The sequence below is a fragment of the Streptomyces sp. NPDC014676 genome (assembly GCF_043084105.1).
In the GTDB taxonomy this organism is placed as follows: domain Bacteria; phylum Actinomycetota; class Actinomycetes; order Streptomycetales; family Streptomycetaceae; genus Streptomyces.
Genome location: NZ_JBIBZI010000017.1, coordinates 94658 through 111618, shown reverse-complemented (window position 1 = coordinate 111618; position 16961 = coordinate 94658). Strand labels below are relative to the sequence as shown.

The following is a 16961-nucleotide window of genomic DNA, read 5'->3' as shown; positions in this document are numbered from 1 at the left end:
CCCGTGCCGAGACACGGTCAATCCCCGTACGCCGTCCAATTGTTGACGATCGCATCGTGGACACCCGCTCGTGCGCGGACGCGTCGTCGACGATCGCATCGTGGACAACCGCCCGTGCGCGTACGCATCGTTGACAGCCGGATCGCGCACTCATAGCGTGCGCGACGCGTACGTTCGTACGTCTTCCCGGAGGCCACGATGACCGTTGACGTCCGCGGACCGCACTTCGTCCGGTCCTTCGAGCGGGGCCTCGCCGTCATCCGGGCCTTCGACGCCGAGCACCCCGCGCTGACCCTGAGCGAGGTCGCCCGCACCTGCGAACTGACCCGCGCTGCGGCCCGCCGCTTCCTGCTCACCCTGGCCGATCTCGGCTACGTCCACACCGACGGCCGGCTCTTCCGGCTCACCCCGCGGGTGCTGGAGCTCGGCTACTCCTACCTCGCCGGGTTCACGCTGCCGCAGCTCGCCGAGCCGCATCTGGAACGACTCGTCGCGCAGGTGAGGGAGTCGTCCTCGCTGTGCGTGCTGGACGGCGACGACGTGGTGTACGTCGCCCGCGTCCCCACCAGCCGCATCATGACGGCGTCGATCACGGTCGGCACCCGCTTCCCGGCCCACCTGACCTCGGTGGGCCGGGTGATCCTCGCCGGTCTGCCGGACACCGAGATCGACACCCGGCTGGCCCGTGCCGACCTGCGCCCGCTCACCGCCCGCACCCTGGTCACGGCGGACGCCCTGCGCGCCGAGTTGCGCCGGGTGCGCCGCCAGGGCTACGCGCTCGTCGACCAGGAGTTGGAGGACGGGCTCAGGTCCGTCGCCGCGCCGGTGCGGGACCGGGACGGCGAGGTGGTGGCCGGCGTGAACATCGCGGTGCACGCCGGCCGCAACTCCGTGGAGTCCGTACGCCGGGACCTGCTGCCCCACCTGCTGGCGACGGTCGCCCGGATCGACGCAGACCTGCGGATCACAGGTCCAGTACGAGCCGCCGGCCGCGACACCGGGACACACAGATGAGCATGGTCTCCCCGGCCGCCCGCTCCTCCTCGGTGAGCACCGAGTCACGGTGGTCCGGCTCGCCCTCCAGCACCTCGGTCTCACAGGTGCCGCAGGTGCCCTCCGTGCAGGAGTGGAGCACCTCGACGCCCGCTCCGCGCACCGTGTCCAGGACGGAGACGTCCGGCGGGACGGTGAGCGTCCGGCCGCTGCGGGCCAGTACGACCTCGAACTCGCGCTCCGTCCCACCGTGTTGTGCTGCTGGACGGAACCGCTCCACGCGCAGTGCTCCGGCCGGGCACCGCTCCTCGACCGCGTCGAGCAGCGGACCGGGACCGCAGCAGTAGACGAGAGCACCCTCCGGAAGGCCGTCCAGCACGGGGGAGAGGTGCAGTAGCCCGGTCTCGTCCTCGGGGGCGAGCGTGACCCGCTCCCCGTACCGGGCCAGCTCCCCGGTGAACGCCATGGAGGCACGGGTGCGCCCGCCGTACAGCAGGGTCCAGTCGGCGCCCGCCGCCTCGGCCGCGGCCAGCATCGGCAGCAGGGGGGTGATGCCGATGCCGCCCGCGACGAAGCGGTAGCGCCCGGCCGGCTCCAGCCGGAAGCGGTTGCGCGGCCCGCGCGCCCGTACCCTGTCGCCCGGCCGGACCCGCTCGTGCACATGTGCCGAGCCACCGCGTCCGTTCCGCTCCCGCAGGACGGCGATCCGCCAGCGGTCCCGGTCGGCCGGGTCCCCGCACAGCGAGTACTGCCGCTCGAGACCCGGCCCCAGCAGCAGGTCGATGTGCGCGCCCGGTTCCCAGACGGGCAGCTCCGCGCCCGAGGGGTGCCGCAGGGTGAGGACGAGGACGCCGTCGGCCGCCGGCTCCCGCCGCTCCACGACGAGTTCGACGTCGTCGTACGAGGTCATGCACCGGCTCCCCGCGGCTCGTGCCCCCGCGGATGGGCGAGCATCCACTCCCACATCTCGACCGGGTCCCGCGCGGTGTGCTCGCGCCCGCAGTGACAGGTGCCGTGCAGCAGATCGGTGCCCGGCAGCCAGTCGACGCGGTAGACCTCGCCGGTGCGCTCGCTCATCGGACCCTCTCCACGGGCTTGTTCCCCTCCTCCACCAGCCGGGCGAGGATACGGCGGGCGGCCAGACCGCCGGTGTCGATGTTGATGCTCAGCTCCTGGTAGCCGGCGCGTTCGGTGCCGAGGGAGCGCTGGAGCAGGTTGAGCGCGTCGACGTCCTGCATGACGACCGTGTGGTTGTTGCTCCGCAGGAACTCGCTCACCTCGCCGTCGTCCGTGGCCCAGTCCCGTGAGACCGCCCAGAAGTCGTACACCTTGCCGTCGGCGGACGGCGTGATGGCGTACGTGATCTCGGTGTGGAAGCCGTTCGGGTCGCTGCCGTCCGGCTCGGGCAGCACACCGACCGGGGCGATCCTGCTGTGCAACAGGTACAGGCACGGCGCGTGGTACTCGATGTCCTGCCAGCGGGTGATCCGCCCCTCGATGCCGGTCGACCGGGCGTAGAACGGCGGGCACGCGGCGTCGTCCATGTGCCGGCTCACCCGGACGATCCCGGCCCCCTCGTCGACCTCGGTGGTGATCGGCGTCTCGGCGACCTCGGGGGTGCCGATGGAGCCGCCGTGCAGGTAGGTCTCGTGGGAGAGGTCGAGGAGGTTGTCGACGAGCAGCCCGTGGTCGCAGTCGACGGGCTCCATGCCCCGCACGGTCACCCAGCCGGGGGAGTCCAGGTGCCGGGCCCGCGGAATGCTGTCCGCGTCGGCGAGTGCCGGGTCGCCGATCCACACCCAGACCAGCGCGTCCTGCTCGACGACGGGGTAGGAGGCGACGCGCGCGGTGCGCGGCACCCGCTTCTGCCCCGGCACGTACACGCACGCACCGGTGGTGTCGTAGGTGAACCCGTGGTACCCGCACACGATCCGGTCGCCGTCGAGCCGCGTCGGCGCCTCGGAGAGCGGGTAACGACGGTGCACGCAACGGTCGTTGAGCACGACCGGACTTCCGTCGCCCTCGGTGCGGTAGAGCACGAGCGGCTCCCCGAGCACCGTCCGGCCGAGCAGCTCCCGGCCCACCTCGTGGCTGTGGGCGGCGACGTACCACTGGTTCCTGGCGAAGGCGGTGATGTGCGGCATGACGGCCCCGTCCCTGTCGGCGGGGCGTCGTCGCCCCGCGTTCCGTGGTCGGGTTCAGGGTCCTGCCGGCCGCGACCACCGGGCAAGGAGGCTTCTGCCGGGCGGAAGCGCTCCGGTGAAAGGGCCGGCCGGAGTGTGCCGGCCGGCCCGGCGGTGTTCACCGGTGCGGACGGCGCGACCGGCTCCGCGGTGGGTGATGCCCCGCGGAGCCGGTGCCGTGCGTTCAGCGGATGACCGGCAGACCCCGGCCGCGCGGCACGCGCCGCTCCGGCGGGCCGGCGCCGATCCCGGCGAGCGGACTCGGCGATCCTCCTGAGCCTCGGGGCGAGTCCGGTGTCCTCGCCCGCGGTCGGCCACGGGAACGGCGCGTGCTCCTGGAGCATCGGGGCGGGTCGGCCGTCCGTGCCGTCGTCGTGGCCGTGGTCGTCGTCTCCCGGGAGCGCTTCGGGTGCGGTGGCCGTCACTCGGCGCCGAGACCGGCGTCGTCGACCTCGTCCTTGCCCTCGGCCTCGAGGACCTTGTTGAGCGGCCCGAGGTCGTAGATGCCCTTCAGGTCGGGCTTCTCCAGCAGGCCGGCCTTGACCGCGTGGTCCGCCTCGGCGCTGAGGGTCAAGGCCAGCGGGTCGTCGAGGAAGGTGATCGACTTCCAGGCCGGGTCGATGACGTCGGCGGGCAGTTCCTTGCCCGACAGCTCCTTCAGCGCCGCGTTGGCGGACGCCTTGGCCTTGTCCGGGTTGGCGTTGATCCACTCGTTGGTGTTCACCGAACCGCGCAGCACGGCCTCGACGACGTCCGGGTGCTCCTTCAGGAACTTCTGCGACACGATGATGTTCGTGATCACGAACTTCTTGTCCGGCCACAGGTCGGCCTCGTCGAGGAGCACCTCGGCGCCCTCGGAGACCAGCTTGGACGCGGTCGGCTCGGGTACCCAGGCGCCGTCGATGGAGCCGGACTTGTAGGCGTCCGGTGTGATCTTGTTGTCCGTGCGGACGACGGAGACGTCGCCGGCGCCGCTCGCCGCGTCGACCTTCCAGCCCTTCTCCGCGATCCAGTTGAGGAACGCCACGTCCTGGGTGTTGCCGAGCTGGGGCGTGGCGATCTTCTTGCCCTTGAGGTCGTCCAGGGTCTTGATCCTGTCCGGGTTGACCACGAGCTTCACGCCGCCGGAGGCGGAACCGCCGATGATGCGCAGGTTCTTGCCGTTCGACTTGGTGTAGCCGTTGATGGCGGGGGAGGGGCCGATCCAGCCGATGTCGATGGACCCGGCGTTGAGCGCCTCGATCTCGGAGGGGCCGGCGTTGAAGGTCGAGGTCTTGATCTCGGTGCCGCCGAGCTCCTTCTGGAGCAGACCCTCCTGGACGCCCACCAGGGCGGTGGCGTGCGTGAGGTTGGGGAAGTAGCCGATCCTCACCTCGTCGGCGGAGAGCTTCTCGGCACCCGCCGCGACCTCGGCCCGCTTGTCGTCGTCAGCGGCGTCGGATCCGTAGCCGCAGGCGGTGAGCAGGAGGGGAAACGCCGCTACGGCGGCGAAGGTGCGCAGGGCGGTGAGCGGTCTTGCGGCAGACACGGAGGTGTCCTCTCAGGGAAGAAGTCGATCGGGGAGGTGAGGAGGGCGCGGGGCGAAAGCGCGCGGACGTGCGCGGGCACTCCGCTCGAAGGCCCTCGGCGGCGGGAACGCCGTCGCGGGTCCGGGAGCGGAGGTGTGCGCGGACGAGTGGTGCTGCCGGCCGAAGGGCGCCCCGCGGACGGTCTCAGACGGTCCGACAGATGGCGCTGGACGTGCGGCCGAGGTCGATGTGGCGGCGCGAGGTCAGCAGGAGGAGTGAAAGGTCCGCGCGGCTGAGCGTTCTCATGGCCACCCCCACAGATCCCTAGTTTTCCTACCTGGCTGATAGGGATTGTGGCGGAAGGCGGCGCCCACCCCAAGGGGGTGTTCATATGCCGGACGCGCTCATCTCGCCTGTCGGGATCCCTGGTCGACGGTCCGGTGCGTCAGGGATTCACCCAGGCCTTCGGGGCGTCGGTCAGTGCGGCCACGTCGTCGGGCAGCCGGGCCGATGCGACATCGGCGAGCGACACACCCTCGAGGATCTCGCGCACATTGGACCGCAGCGCGATCCACAGGGGGAGCAGCGACTCGGCGGGGCCGGTGTAGGACAGGTCCGGCGGGCGGACCCCCCGCACCGAGACCAGCGGCCCGTCCACGGCGCGGATGACGTCGGCGATGCTGATGGACTCGGCGGGCCTGGCCAGCCGGTAGCCTCCGTTGCCGCCGCGCTGGCTCAGCACGAGACCGCCCCGGCGCATGTCGTTCAGGATGCTCTCGAGGAACTTGTGCGGGATGTCCTGGGCGTCGGCGATGGCCTCGGCCTTCAGTGGCCCGTCGTCCCGTGACGCGGCGAGCTGCAGCGCGGCACGTACCGCGTAGTCCGCCCTGGCTGAGATCCGCATGCGTCCATTATCCCGCATGACCTCGGCCGGTGTCCGTCACCGGCAGGCCGCCGGCCGGTCGATCTCCGGAACCGGTCTCCCCGAACGTCCCCGCCTCCCGCTCAGGCGGGCAGGACGAACGGGGGGTGGGCGCCGTTGAGGAAGTACTCCCCGACATCGCGGAGCCGGTGGGCGACGGGCTCGTACAAGGTGTGGGTCCTGGCATCGCGCCAGAACCGGTCGAAGCCCAGCCGCGCGGAGGTGGACCGGGCGCCGATGATGTCGAGGGCGCGGGTGGTGGACTCCTGCGCTGCCCGGGCCGCGGCGGTTTCGGCCATCGCCACGAGGGCGGAGATGTCCGCCCACTCGTCGTAGGTGAGGTCTTCGCCGCGCTCGAGGCCGCCCCGCACGGCTTCCAGTGCTTGATCGGTGAGTGCCGACGCGGAGCGGGTCAGGACGGTGAGTTCTCCGTAGGCGGTCTGCACCTGCGGGTCGTGCGGAGTGCCGGTCGGCCAGGCGGGGTGCCAGGGTGCGTGGCCCGTCCTGCTGTACTCACGGGTTTCGGAGAGGACCCCCTCGGCCATGCCGAGAAGGAGCTGGGCGGAGAAGAGACGCCCGACCGGAGCTGCCAGGGCGGCCCGGGGCGACAACAGGTCCTCGTCCGCGGACAGGGAGCCGAGCACGTCGTCGGCATCCACCGGTACGTCGTCGAACTCCACGCTGCCGCCGGCCGCGAGCCGCTGGCCGAAGGTGTCGGTATCGCCGTCGATCACCACACCGCGACGGGCGGGATCCACCACGACGGCGAGCGGTTCACCCGTGTCCTCCCGCACGGCGCGCACGGCGAGACGATCGGCGACCAGGACCCCGGTGGTGTAGCTCTGCCGACCGTCGAGCACCAGTCCCTCGGAGGTCCTGGCCAGCATCAGAGGCGGCTCCTGAGGAGCGAAACCGCCGCCCCAGAACCACTGTTCGGCCGCGGACCGCTCCTCCGTCCGCGCGGCGAGAGCGGGCCCGGCGAAGAACCGGGCGCTCCACGACAGGAAGTAGTGACAGCCGAGCAGTCGACCGATCGCGCCGTCGGCCGCGGCGATCTCCCGGACGACGGCGTAGGCCGTGGGCCAGTCCGCGCCGCCTCCCCGGGATCCGGCCGGCGTCAGGAGCGTCAGCAGTCCCGCCTCGCGCAGCCGGGACACCTCCTCGATCGGGGCCTTGCCCGCCTGCTCCCTGGCCGCGGTGTCCGTGGCCAGGTCGTCCGCCGCCTCGCGGGCCACGCGCAGCCAGTGCGCATGGCCGGGCCCGGTCCGGTCGGACGGTGAGGCGGGGTGGGACGGCGCGGAGGCAGGCATGGAAGTGGTCTCCTCAAGGTCGGCCGCGGAGCGCGGCGTTGGAGCTCTCCTGCTGGTCGGGCACGTACTTGTAGCCCACGCGCCGAACGGTGACGATGCGGTGCCGGTGAGCTTTGCCCAGCTTGCGGCGCAGGCGGGCGATGTGGACATCCACGGTGCGGCCGTCGCCGATGTGGTCGTAGCCCCAGACGGCGGTCACCAGCCGATCACGCGTCTGCACGTGGTGGGGGTGCTGAACGAGATGCGCCAGCAGCTCGAACTCCAGGTAGGTGAGGTCGAGTTCGCGTCCGTCGACCTCGGCGACATGTCGCGCCGGATCGATCCGGACGACGTCGTCCGCCGTCCGCGGGACAGGGGCCGGGCCTGCGGCGGCGACCGGTCGGATCTCGGGCCGTGGCCTGTCCTTGGCGAAGAGTTCGGTGGGATCGGTGCCCTCGGGGACGAGCACGAGGTAGCCGACGAGCGGCGTGGAAGTGTGTCCCTGGGTGTCCCTCTGAGCGGTATCGCCCACCAGACGAAGACGGGGTGTGTCGGAGAGGAGCGGATCGTGCGGGGCGGCCTGGGCCGGAAGTGTCGTGGTCATGGCAGTTGTCCCTCGGAAGTGTGTCGGGCCGTCAGGCGCGGTGGGTGAGTTCGCCTGATCGCCTGGGAAGGGGGGGAGCGGAGCGGCACGGACGAAGGGGTGAGTCGCGTGCCTCACGCGCGGCAGCAGGCGGCACTGACGACGTGACCAAAGTCGACATGCCGACGACGAACGAGTCGTTGCTGCGTACGGGACATGTTCACCATCCTGTGCACCCCCGGCGGACGCAGTCAAGGTTTCCCTAGTAATTCGATAGGAAAAGCAGGGAAGGTCTCACACTCTGAGAGGCCGGCCGTCCACCGGAGACGTGGCCGTCCCGGCCTCGGTGGCGCTCAGGGCACGCAGGAGCGCGCGGGCGACCGCGTCGTTCTGGCGGAAGGCCGGCGCGTTGGTGCGGGGACGGGCGAAGGCGGCGACGGCCCGGCTGTTGGTGGGGGCGCCGAGGGCGATGCGGCGGGGATGGGGGCTCTCGAGGGACGGGTCGATGACGTGGCCGTCCGTGGGGGAGACGGCGAGCAGGCCGGAGCGGTGGGTGTGGGTGGGGTCGGCGATGACCTCCTCGGCGAGTGCGCCTTCCCGGTACAGGCCCCGCAGGAGTGGGTCCTCGGTGTGGGCCAGGGAGGGGCCCGGCAGGTACGCCTCGACGAGGGCGGTGGCGTGAAGGGTGTGCCCCGGGACGGTGGGGCCGGTCGCGGTGAAGGTGCCGGTGCTCTCGTCGGTGCCGATCCGGATGCCGGCACCCAGGAAACGGACGACCCCGGCCCGGGACAGAGCCAGCAGCTGGCGCAGGCGGAAGCCGGGCGGCCCGGAGGCCAGGAAGCTGAAGAAGCCGTGCCACCAGCCGTCGAGTTGCTCGGCGACGGAACGCGCGGTCAGTCGCCCCGCCGCGACCAGGCGGGGCAGCTGCCCGTAGACCGAGAGCAGGGCGAGGAACGCCCCGAGGTCGGCGCTGAACGCCGGGTCCTCGCGGCGGGCGACGTCCCGGGAGATGTGGTCGCGCAGGTGGTCCTGGAAGGCCTCCGGCGTGGGGAACGCGAGGCCGCCCAGCGGGCGGTCCAGGACCTCGAAGTCCAGGCGGTCCACCGGGTCGGGTACGGCCGTGGCGACGAGGGCCGCCATCTCGGCGTCGTACCAGCCCAGGCGGTCGTAGGCGGCGACGAAATCCGGCCAGGGGAGGGCCGTGCGCCCGGGGTGGGCGTGGAAGAGCTCGTGGTAGTGGCCGAAGCCGATCTCCTTGGCCATCAGCGGCCACACATCGCGCCGCAGGTCCAGCGGACGGCCCTCGGCGAGCAGCGCGTCGACCGCCTCGGGGCCGAAGTGGCGGGGCAGCGGCGGCGGCGGGCCCTGGAGGCGGTAGCGCGTCTTGGAGTGGTACGGCACCCCGCGCCGCGATCCGACGTGCAGGACGGGCTCGCGGCCGGACGGGAGGTAGGTGAGGGTGCCGTCGGCCTCGGTGCGGTAGGTGCCGCCGCGCCCCTCGGTGAGCAGCGCCATCAGGTCGATGAAGGCCAGTCCGAAGCCGCGCACGATGACATGTTCGCCGGGTCGCAGTCCGGACAGGTCGGCGTCGGCGGTGAACTCGGGTGGGAGGTGGCGGCGGCCGTGGCGGCGGGCGAAGGCGGCGTGGCCGCGGTGCTCGGCGGCGGGTGTGGAGCCGAGGTGGCCCTGGGCGAGGACGACCAGGTCGGCGGTGAGCGGAGTGGCACGGTCGGCGAGGTGCACCTGCTGCGGGCCGTCCGGGGGGCCGGTGACGGCGGTCGCGGTGGTGGGGTGCCACTCGACCGTGACGGTGGACGGCAGCCGGGCCAGCACCCTGCGGAACACCCAGTCCAGGTAGGCGCTCTGGGCGCGGCGGGTGGGGAAGTCGGACCCGTCGAGCGTGCGCAGTTCGGCGAGCACGTCAGGGTCGGTGGGTTCGGCGTACGGGGCGTGGCGCGGGCTCCGGCCGGAGAACTGGGCGGCCCACTCGGCAAGGGAAGGGCCCGGCTGTACCGGGCCGTCGATCGTGGAGGAGTCGTCGGTGAACATGGTGACGTCCTCGGCCATGGAGTTCATCCGCAGCAGCGCCGACTGCTCGTGGCGCCAGACGCGTCCCGGACCGGGCGGGTGCGGGTCCACCAGGTGGATGCGCAACTCCCGTGCTCCGTCCCACAGTCCGGGCGCGTTGGCGGCGATCCGCTCCAGCAGGCCCGTGGCGCGCGGCCCCGCGCCGACGACGACCAGGACGGCCGGCGGAGGGGTGCCGCTCACCGGTCACCGCCGATCGCCGGGCGGGCGTCGGCGGCCGTGGCCGCGCTCAGCCGGTGGCGCACGGCGGTCAGGTGGCCGCGCAGCCGTTGCAACGGGGTCGGCGGCAGGGCGCGGGAGTCCCCGCGCGCGTAGTACCGCTCGACGTAGAACTGGCCCGTGCTGAGCACCGTGGTGACCGCGATGTACCAGAGGGTGACGACCATCAGCAGCGGGATGACCTGGTAGGTCTGGTTGTAGATGAGCTGCACCGAGTACAGCAGGTCGTGCACGGCCAGCACGCTGACGATACTGGTGCCCTTGAGGGTGCCGATCAGCATGTTCCCGGCCGTGGGCACGATGGAGCGCATCGCCTGCGGGACGACGATCCGGCGCAGGGTGCGGCGTCTGCTCAGACCGAGTGCCTGTGCGGCCTCGGTCTGCCCGGCGTCCACGGAGAGGATGCCGCCGCGCACCACCTCCGCGGCGTAGGCGGTCTCGTGCAGGGTCAGGCCGATGACGGCGGTGAGGGTGGGGCCGAGCAGATTCACCGTCCTGACGGTGACGAACTCCGGGCCGAACGGGATGCCGAAGCCGAGCGTCGGGTACAGGGCACCGATGTTGAACCAGAACAGCAGCTGCACCAGCAACGGCGTGGACCGGAAGATCCACACGTAACCCCAGCTCAGCGTGCGCAGCACCGGGTTGCCCGACAGCCGCATCACCGCGAGCACGGTGCCGAGCAGGAATCCGAGCACCATCACCACAGCCGTCAGCCACAGAGACAGCAGCAGTCCGTCGAGCACGGCGGCGGTGGTGAAGTACCGGCCCACCACGCTCCATTGGAAGGCGTCGTTGCGGACGACGGAGTTGAGCACCATCGCGAACAGCAGCAGCGCGACGACAGCGGTCAGCCACCGGCCGACATGCCGGCGCGGCACGACCCGCGGCACGTCGGGGTCGGGCGCGCCCGCCCGTTCCGGGGGTTTCGTCGCAGGTATTGGCGTGACTTCGGAAGGCGTGAGCATCGAGGGGCTCTCCGGGGGAGGGGATCGCAGGCGTGGGTGACCACCCGGTGGCACCCGCAGGGAGCGCAACGGCACAGGCGCTGCGTGCGTACGGTGCGGCCGGGGCTCGGCGTCGTCACATCCGCCGCGTCCCTCAACGCGGCCGGAAAGGCTGCCGGGAAGGGCGGCCGATCCGCTGTCGATCGTATGTGCCCAGGGCGTCGATGTGTCAACAGCGCCCGGCGCGGCGCCGGCCACGGGCGGTCCGGCATCCGGGTGCTGCTTGACGAGCGCCACGATGTACTGCTCAAGTAGTCGCATGGATGCCCAGCCGCGCTTGGTCACGCGCGATCACATCGACTTCGGTCGAGTGTGGTCCGCCGCGTGTTGCGCCTGACTCGGCAGCGGGCCGTCTGACCGGCCGTTCCCTCCCTCGGTGACCCCGTCGCGGGCCGAGTTCTCCCCTCACGCGCGCTGCCGAAGCTCTGCTTCTCCCCACGCTCGACGTCGTCACGACCGCACCGACCCGTCCGCCTGACGGTCTGTTCACTCATGCCCGCACGCACGGCGATTCCGCCCTGCCCGCGTGCCGCCGCGATTCCTGAAAGGCCATTCCCATGCCCGTGGAGTTCCTCGGTATCGCCGCCACCAACGACGGCTCCGAAACCACGCCCCGCTCCGGCGCCGCGTTCGACAAGGAGTACACGCTCCGGCTCGCCCGGGCACACGAGGACCACGGCTGGGACCGGGTCCTGTTCGCCTACGGCTCCGGGTCCCCGGACCCCGCCCCGGCCGCCGCGTACATCGCGAGCCGGCTGGAGCGCCTGCAGATCCTGCTCGCCCACCGGCCCAACGTCTCCTACCCCACCTTCGCCGCCAAGACCTTCGCCACCCTTGACCGGATCAGCGAGGGCCGGCTGACCGTGCACTTCATCACCGGCGGCAACGACCACGAGCAGGGCCGCGAGGGCGACACCCTCACCAAGGACGAGCGCTACGCCCGCACCCGCGAGTACATCCGGATCGTCAAGAAGATCTGGACCACCCACGAGCCCTTCGACCACGAGGGCGAGCACTACCGCTTCCATGACTTCGTCAGCGACGTCTTCCCCGTCCAACAGCCCCGCCCGAACGTCTCGTTCGGAGGCTCGTCCCCTGCCGCGTACGCCGCCGGAGGCGCCGAGGCCGACATCTACTGCCTGTGGGGCGAGCCCCTCGCCGAGACCGCCGAGCAGATCGAGAACGTCAAGGCCGCCGCCAAGGCCGCGGGCCGCACCGACGTGCCCCGCATCCAGGTCGCGTTCCGCCCGGTCATCGCCCCGACCGAGGAACTGGCCTGGGAGAAGGCCCACCGCACGGTCGGCGCGATCAAGGCCCGCAAGGAGAAGGGCGAGGCGATCACCAAACGCCACAACGGGCACGCCCGGCCTCAGAACGCCGGATCGCAGCGGCTGATCGCCATCGCCGAGGCGGGGGAGCGCTACGACCGCGCCCTGTGGACCCCGACCGCCGCCGCGACCGGTGGCGCGGGCAACTCCAACGCCCTGGTCGGCACCCCCGAGACCGTGGCCCGGGCGCTGCTCGACTACTACGACCTCGGCGTCGACATCCTCTCCGCCCGCGGCTACGACCTGCTGGGCGACGCCATCGACTTCGGCCGGTACGTGATCCCGATCGTCCGCGAGGAGGTCGCCAAGCGCGACGCCGAACGGGCGGCACGCGGGACGCAGACCCTTGCGGCGGTGGGCGAATGACCTCCGTGGCCCAACAGCCGTCGGCAGCAGTGGATGTGACGGTACTCCATGTCCCTGTGTCCGACCCGCGCGTGAGACCCCTGCTGCGCGAGCTCGGCCACGAGTACTCCACGCGCTACGGCAAGGACGCCCACGCCGAGATCTCCCGCTACCCCGACGAGGAGTTCACCGAACCGTACGGCGGTCTGCTGCTCCTGTTGCTGGAGCGCGGCGAGCCCGTCGCGGGCGGCGCCTTCCGGCGGTACGACGCGACCACCGCCGAGCTGAAGCGGATCTGGACCCACTCCGCCCACCGGCGGCGTGGCCTCGCCCGCCGTGTCATCGCCGAGCTGGAGCGCGAGGCGGGCGCACGCGGCTACCGGCGGGTCCACCTGACCACCGGGCCGCGCCAGCCCGAGGCCCGCGGCCTGTACCTGGCCACCGGCTACACACCGCTGTTCGACACCGAGGCCGACCCGGAAACCATCGGCCCGCTGCCCTTCGAGAAGCATCTGCCGGCCGAAGCACGCACAGCACGTACGGGAAAGGCAGCCGACCTGTGAACCTCCACCCGATCGGAACCCGCCTGCGCATCGCCGCGACCATCGCGCTGCTGCCCGTACTGGCGCTGACCGCCTGTGGCTCAGGCGACACCTCCGGCACCGCACCGGCGGGCGCTCAGGCGTCCCCCGCGCCGACCGACGACCCGGTCGCCGCCGTACGCAAGGTGGACTCCGCCGCCGCCCTGTTGCCCGCCGACGTCCGCGAGGCGGGCACGCTGCGGGTCGGCAGCTCGGTCGGATTCCCGCCCGGGGCGTACTACCCGAACGGGCAGGACAAGCCACCCGCCGGCCAGGACATCGACCTCGCCGACGCGGTGGCCAAGGTCCTCGGCGTCGAGCTGGAGCGCCAGGACGCCTCCTTCGAGACGATCCTGCCCGCCCTGGGCAGCGGCAAGTACGACTTCGGAACCGGCAACTTCGGCGTCACGGCCGAACGCCTGAAGACCATCGACTTCGTCACCTACATCAACGACGGCCAGGGCTTCGCGGTGAGGACGGGCAACACCGCCCTCGGCAAGAAGGTCACCGACCTCACCCGGCTGTGCGGGCTGACCATCGGCACCGGCGCCGGCACCACCTTCGAGGCGACCCTCACCGCGTGGAAGGGGGTGTGCGCGAAGGCGGGCAAGAAGCCGTACGACGTGAAGGTCTACTCGGAGAACGCGGCGACCCTCAGCGCGCTCCAGCAGGGCCGTATCGACGTGATCATGTCGACCATCAACGGCCTGCGTCACCAGGCGGCCCAGCCCGCCTCCCGAACCACCTTCCTCGGCGAGTTCCACCGCCTCGACGTCGGCTTCGCCTTCAAGAAGGGCTCCCCCCTCACCAAGGCCTTCCAGGCGGCCGTCAACGAGCTGATCAAGGACGGCACGTACGCCCGGATCCTCGAGAAGTGGGGCACCTCCGCCTCCGCGATCGACACGTCGCGGATCAACCCGCCCGAGCACACCTGAGAGTCGAGCAGGTACACCACGATGGCATCCACCACCGACATCGCGCCGCCCGGCGCGGCCACCCCGGGCACCGGCCCCGGGGCCCCGCCCGCTCCGGACGATCCGGCCTCCCTCAAGGTCGTCCCCGCCCGCCACCACGCCCGCTGGGTGGCGGCCGTCACCGTGATCGTGCTGGTCGCCCAGTTCGTGCACGGTCTGGCCACCAACCCGGTCTGGGAGTGGGATGTCTTCAGCGACTACGTGCTGTCCGAGACGATCGTCCAAGCGGTGTGGGTGACCCTCCAGCTCACCGCCTACGCCACCGTGCTCGGCTTCCTCCTCGGCACCGTCCTGGCCTTCATGCGGCTGTCGCGCAGTCCGGTGCTGCAGACCGTCGCCTGGACCTACATCTGGATCTTCCGGTCCATCCCGATGATCGTCCAGCTGGTGTTCTGGTTCAACCTGAGCGCGCTCTACGAGAGGCTGGGCTTCGGCATCCCCTTCGGCCCGGTGTTCTGGTCCGTCGACAGCAACAGCATCATCGGCACCATGGGCGCGGCCGTCATCGGGCTGACGCTGCACCAGGCCGCCTACGCCGCCGAGATCGTGCGCGGCGGTGTCATCGCCGTCGACCACGGGCAGCTGGAGGCGGCCGCCGCGCTGGGCATCCCCCGGCTGCGGCAGATCCGCCGGATCGTGCTGCCGCAGGCCATGCGCGCCATCCTGCCCACGGCCGGCAACGAGATCATCGGGCTGCTCAAGGGCACCTCGGTGGTCTACGTGATGTCCATCGGCGAGCTGTTCTACCAGGCGCAGGTGATCTACGGCCGCAACGGCCGGGTGATCCCGCTGCTGCTGGTCGCCACCGCCTGGTACGTGGTGCTGACCTCCCTGCTGTCGGTCGCGCAGTACTACGTGGAGCGCCGCTACGCCCGGGGCGCCGACCGCACCCCGCCACCCACCCCGCTCCAGCGCGCCCGGCGCTTCGTCCGCGCCCTGCGCGCGGCCGCCGCCCGGCGCGACCAGCCCGTCATACCCCTGAAGCCCTTGGGAGACAGCCGATGAGCGACGTGACGGTGGCCGTCAAGGACGCGACGCCGACGGCCGACGACGTGATGGTGGACGTCCACGGCGTCCACAAGAGCTTCGGCCCGCTGGAGGTGCTGCGCGGCGTCGACCTGAAGGTCCGGGCCGGCGAGGTCACCGTGATCCTCGGCCCGTCCGGCTCGGGGAAGTCCACGCTGCTGCGCACCATCAACCACCTGGAGAAAGTCAACCGCGGCTGGATCAGCATCGACGGCGAACTCATCGGCTACCGCCGCTCCGGGAGCAAGCTGCACGAGCTGAAGGAGAAGGACGTACTGAAGCAGCGCACCCACATCGGGTTCGTCTTCCAGAACTTCAACCTCTTCCCGCACCTGACCGTGCTGGACAACCTGATCGAGGCCCCCGTCTCCGCACTGCGCCGCCCGCGCAGGGCAGCGCAGGAGACCGCCCGCCGGCTCCTCGACCGGGTCGGCCTCGCCGACAAGGCCGACGCCTACCCCCGGCAGCTCTCCGGCGGCCAGCAGCAGCGCGTGGCCATCGCCCGCGCGCTCGCCCTCGAACCGAAGGTGCTGCTCTTCGACGAGCCCACCTCGGCGCTCGACCCGGAACTGGTCGGCGAAGTCCTCGACGTCATCAAGGACCTGGCCCGCACCGGAACCACCATGATCGTCGTGACCCACGAGATCGGCTTCGCCCGCGAGGTCGCCGACACCGTGGTGTTCATGGACGGCGGTGTCGTCGTGGAGCAGGGTCCGCCCGCGGCCGTCCTGGACGACCCGCGGCACGAGCGCACCCGCGCCTTCCTCTCCAAGGTCCTCTGACCGGCCCTCACCCCTTTCCGCAGCAAGGAGCACGACCATGTCGACCACCTCGATCCCCCGCCGCACCGCCGCAGCCGCGCTCGGACTCGCCACCGCCCTCGTCCTCGCCGCGTGCAGCAACCCCGACGACGGCGGCACGACCGAGGTCGCGGCCACGTCGGGCGGCAAGACGAAGATCAACATCAGTCCCGACCAGAACCGCGTCACCACCGACAAGGTCGACTCCATCGCCGCCGGGGTCCCGGAGGAGATCCGCGAGAGAGGAACGCTGGAACTCGTCCAGTCGTCCGGGAGCGCGGCGCCGCTGAACTTCCACGCCACCGACAACAAGACCCTCATCGGCGTCGAGCCCGACATCGCCCACCTCGTCGCCGACGTGCTCGGCCTCAAGCCGAAGTTCCATGCCGTCTCCTGGGAGAACATCTTCGTCGGCCTCGACAGCGCCAAGTACGACGTCGGCTTCAGCAACATCACCGTCACCGAGGAGCGCAAGGAGAAGTACGACTTCGCCACCTACCGCGAGGACAACCTGGGCTTCGAGGCGAAGAAGGGCAGCGGCCAGAAGGTCACCGGGCCCAAGGACGTGGCCGGACAGACCGTCGCCGTCCAGAGCGGCACCAACCAGGAGAAGCTGCTCATCGAGTGGAGCAAGGAGAACGAGAAGGCCGGCCGCGAGCCGGTGAACATCAAGTACTACCAGAACGACAGCGACACCTACCTCGCCCTCCAGTCCGGCCGCATCGACCTCTACCTCGGCCCCAACCCGACCGCCGCCTACCACGCGGCCACCACCGGGAAGACGGAAGTGGTCGGCACGTACTCCGGCGCCGGCTCCACCCTCCAGGGCCTCATCGCGGCCACCACCAAGAAGGACAGCGGCCTGGCCGAGCCGCTCGCCGACGCCCTCAACCACGTCATCGACAACGGCACATACGCGAAGGTTCTCGAGCGCTGGGGCCTGTCCGACGAGGCCGTGACCAAGTCCGAGATCAACCCGCCCGGCCTGCCCAGGACCAACAAGTAGCCGACCCGGGGGTGGGCGGGGCCCGCCACCCCCCCCCCCCCCCCCCCACCAACACGACACAAAACCCAAACCCACAAAAACCACCAACCCACAACCAAAAACACACCAC

General features: G+C 71.3%; 17 protein-coding genes. 7 read left to right on the top strand and 10 right to left on the bottom strand.

Annotated features, from left to right (window positions below; all coding sequences use genetic code 11):
- Positions 1–198 precede the first annotated feature (198 nt).
- Positions 199–1014, top strand: a complete 816-nt coding sequence (locus tag ACF1DX_RS33685) for an IclR family transcriptional regulator C-terminal domain-containing protein (protein ID WP_391794958.1) — start codon at positions 199–201, stop codon at positions 1012–1014.
- On the opposite strand, the gene ACF1DX_RS33680 is transcribed toward ACF1DX_RS33685, so the two are convergent.
- The 10 genes from ACF1DX_RS33680 to ACF1DX_RS33635 all read right to left on the bottom strand — a co-directional run bounded on the left by ACF1DX_RS33680 (position 965) and on the right by ACF1DX_RS33635 (position 10753).
- Positions 965–1903 (bottom strand): PDR/VanB family oxidoreductase, encoded by a 939-nt coding sequence (locus ACF1DX_RS33680; protein ID WP_391794957.1) that lies wholly within the window; start codon positions 1901–1903, stop codon positions 965–967. The genes ACF1DX_RS33685 and ACF1DX_RS33680 overlap by 50 nt on opposite strands.
- The gene (locus ACF1DX_RS33675) at positions 1900–2070 is read right to left on the bottom strand and encodes a hypothetical protein (protein WP_391794956.1); all 171 of its coding nucleotides are present in this window, start codon (positions 2068–2070) and stop codon (positions 1900–1902) included. The genes ACF1DX_RS33680 and ACF1DX_RS33675 overlap by 4 nt, the downstream gene beginning before the upstream one ends.
- Positions 2067–3137 carry a Rieske 2Fe-2S domain-containing protein gene (locus ACF1DX_RS33670; protein ID WP_391794955.1) on the bottom strand — a complete coding sequence of 357 codons (1071 nt, stop codon included), beginning with the start codon at positions 3135–3137 and terminating at the stop codon, positions 2067–2069. Before ACF1DX_RS33670 ends, ACF1DX_RS33675 begins: the two co-directional genes overlap by 4 nt.
- Positions 3138–3597: 460 nt before the next feature.
- Complete coding sequence (locus ACF1DX_RS33665) at positions 3598–4704, bottom strand: aliphatic sulfonate ABC transporter substrate-binding protein (RefSeq protein WP_391794954.1); 1107 nt, start codon at positions 4702–4704, stop codon at positions 3598–3600.
- A gap of 184 nt (positions 4705–4888) precedes the next feature.
- Complete coding sequence (locus ACF1DX_RS33660; RefSeq protein WP_366815035.1) at positions 4889–4990, bottom strand: putative leader peptide; 102 nt, start codon at positions 4988–4990, stop codon at positions 4889–4891.
- Between the two features lie 139 nt (positions 4991–5129).
- Positions 5130–5588, bottom strand: a complete 459-nt coding sequence (locus ACF1DX_RS33655) for an RrF2 family transcriptional regulator (protein WP_391794953.1) — start codon at positions 5586–5588, stop codon at positions 5130–5132.
- A 101-nt stretch (positions 5589–5689) separates the two neighbouring features.
- Positions 5690–6916 (bottom strand): acyl-CoA dehydrogenase family protein, encoded by a 1227-nt coding sequence (locus ACF1DX_RS33650; protein WP_391794952.1) that lies wholly within the window; start codon positions 6914–6916, stop codon positions 5690–5692.
- Positions 6917–6929: 13 nt separating this feature from the next.
- Positions 6930–7499, bottom strand: coding sequence for a winged helix-turn-helix domain-containing protein (locus ACF1DX_RS33645; RefSeq protein WP_391794951.1), 570 nt, complete (start codon positions 7497–7499; stop codon positions 6930–6932).
- Between the two features lie 273 nt (positions 7500–7772).
- Positions 7773–9749, bottom strand: coding sequence for an FAD/NAD(P)-binding protein (locus tag ACF1DX_RS33640; protein WP_391794950.1), 1977 nt, complete (start codon positions 9747–9749; stop codon positions 7773–7775).
- Positions 9746–10753 (bottom strand): amino acid ABC transporter permease, encoded by a 1008-nt coding sequence (locus tag ACF1DX_RS33635; protein WP_391795020.1) that lies wholly within the window; start codon positions 10751–10753, stop codon positions 9746–9748. The genes ACF1DX_RS33640 and ACF1DX_RS33635 overlap by 4 nt, the downstream gene beginning before the upstream one ends.
- A gap of 596 nt (positions 10754–11349) precedes the next feature.
- Here ACF1DX_RS33635 and ACF1DX_RS33630 point away from each other — a divergent pair.
- From ACF1DX_RS33630 to ACF1DX_RS33605, 6 genes are read left to right on the top strand one after another with little or no spacing between them, the layout of a single operon-like run.
- Positions 11350–12486: an LLM class flavin-dependent oxidoreductase gene (locus ACF1DX_RS33630; protein ID WP_391794949.1), complete on the top strand. Its 1137-nt coding sequence runs from the start codon at positions 11350–11352 to the stop codon at positions 12484–12486.
- The gene (locus ACF1DX_RS33625) at positions 12483–13028 is read left to right on the top strand and encodes a GNAT family N-acetyltransferase (RefSeq protein WP_391794948.1); all 546 of its coding nucleotides are present in this window, start codon (positions 12483–12485) and stop codon (positions 13026–13028) included. Before ACF1DX_RS33630 ends, ACF1DX_RS33625 begins: the two co-directional genes overlap by 4 nt.
- Positions 13025–13981 (top strand): ABC transporter substrate-binding protein, encoded by a 957-nt coding sequence (locus ACF1DX_RS33620; RefSeq protein WP_391794947.1) that lies wholly within the window; start codon positions 13025–13027, stop codon positions 13979–13981. The genes ACF1DX_RS33625 and ACF1DX_RS33620 overlap by 4 nt, the downstream gene beginning before the upstream one ends.
- Positions 13982–14002: 21 nt before the next feature.
- The gene (locus tag ACF1DX_RS33615; RefSeq protein WP_391794946.1) at positions 14003–15025 is read left to right on the top strand and encodes an amino acid ABC transporter permease; all 1023 of its coding nucleotides are present in this window, start codon (positions 14003–14005) and stop codon (positions 15023–15025) included.
- Positions 15022–15828, top strand: coding sequence for an amino acid ABC transporter ATP-binding protein (locus ACF1DX_RS33610; RefSeq protein WP_391794945.1), 807 nt, complete (start codon positions 15022–15024; stop codon positions 15826–15828). The genes ACF1DX_RS33615 and ACF1DX_RS33610 overlap by 4 nt, the downstream gene beginning before the upstream one ends.
- A gap of 37 nt (positions 15829–15865) precedes the next feature.
- Entirely contained in the window at positions 15866–16852 is a 987-nt protein-coding gene (locus ACF1DX_RS33605) for an ABC transporter substrate-binding protein (protein ID WP_391794944.1), read from the top strand.
- Positions 16853–16961 lie beyond the last annotated feature (109 nt).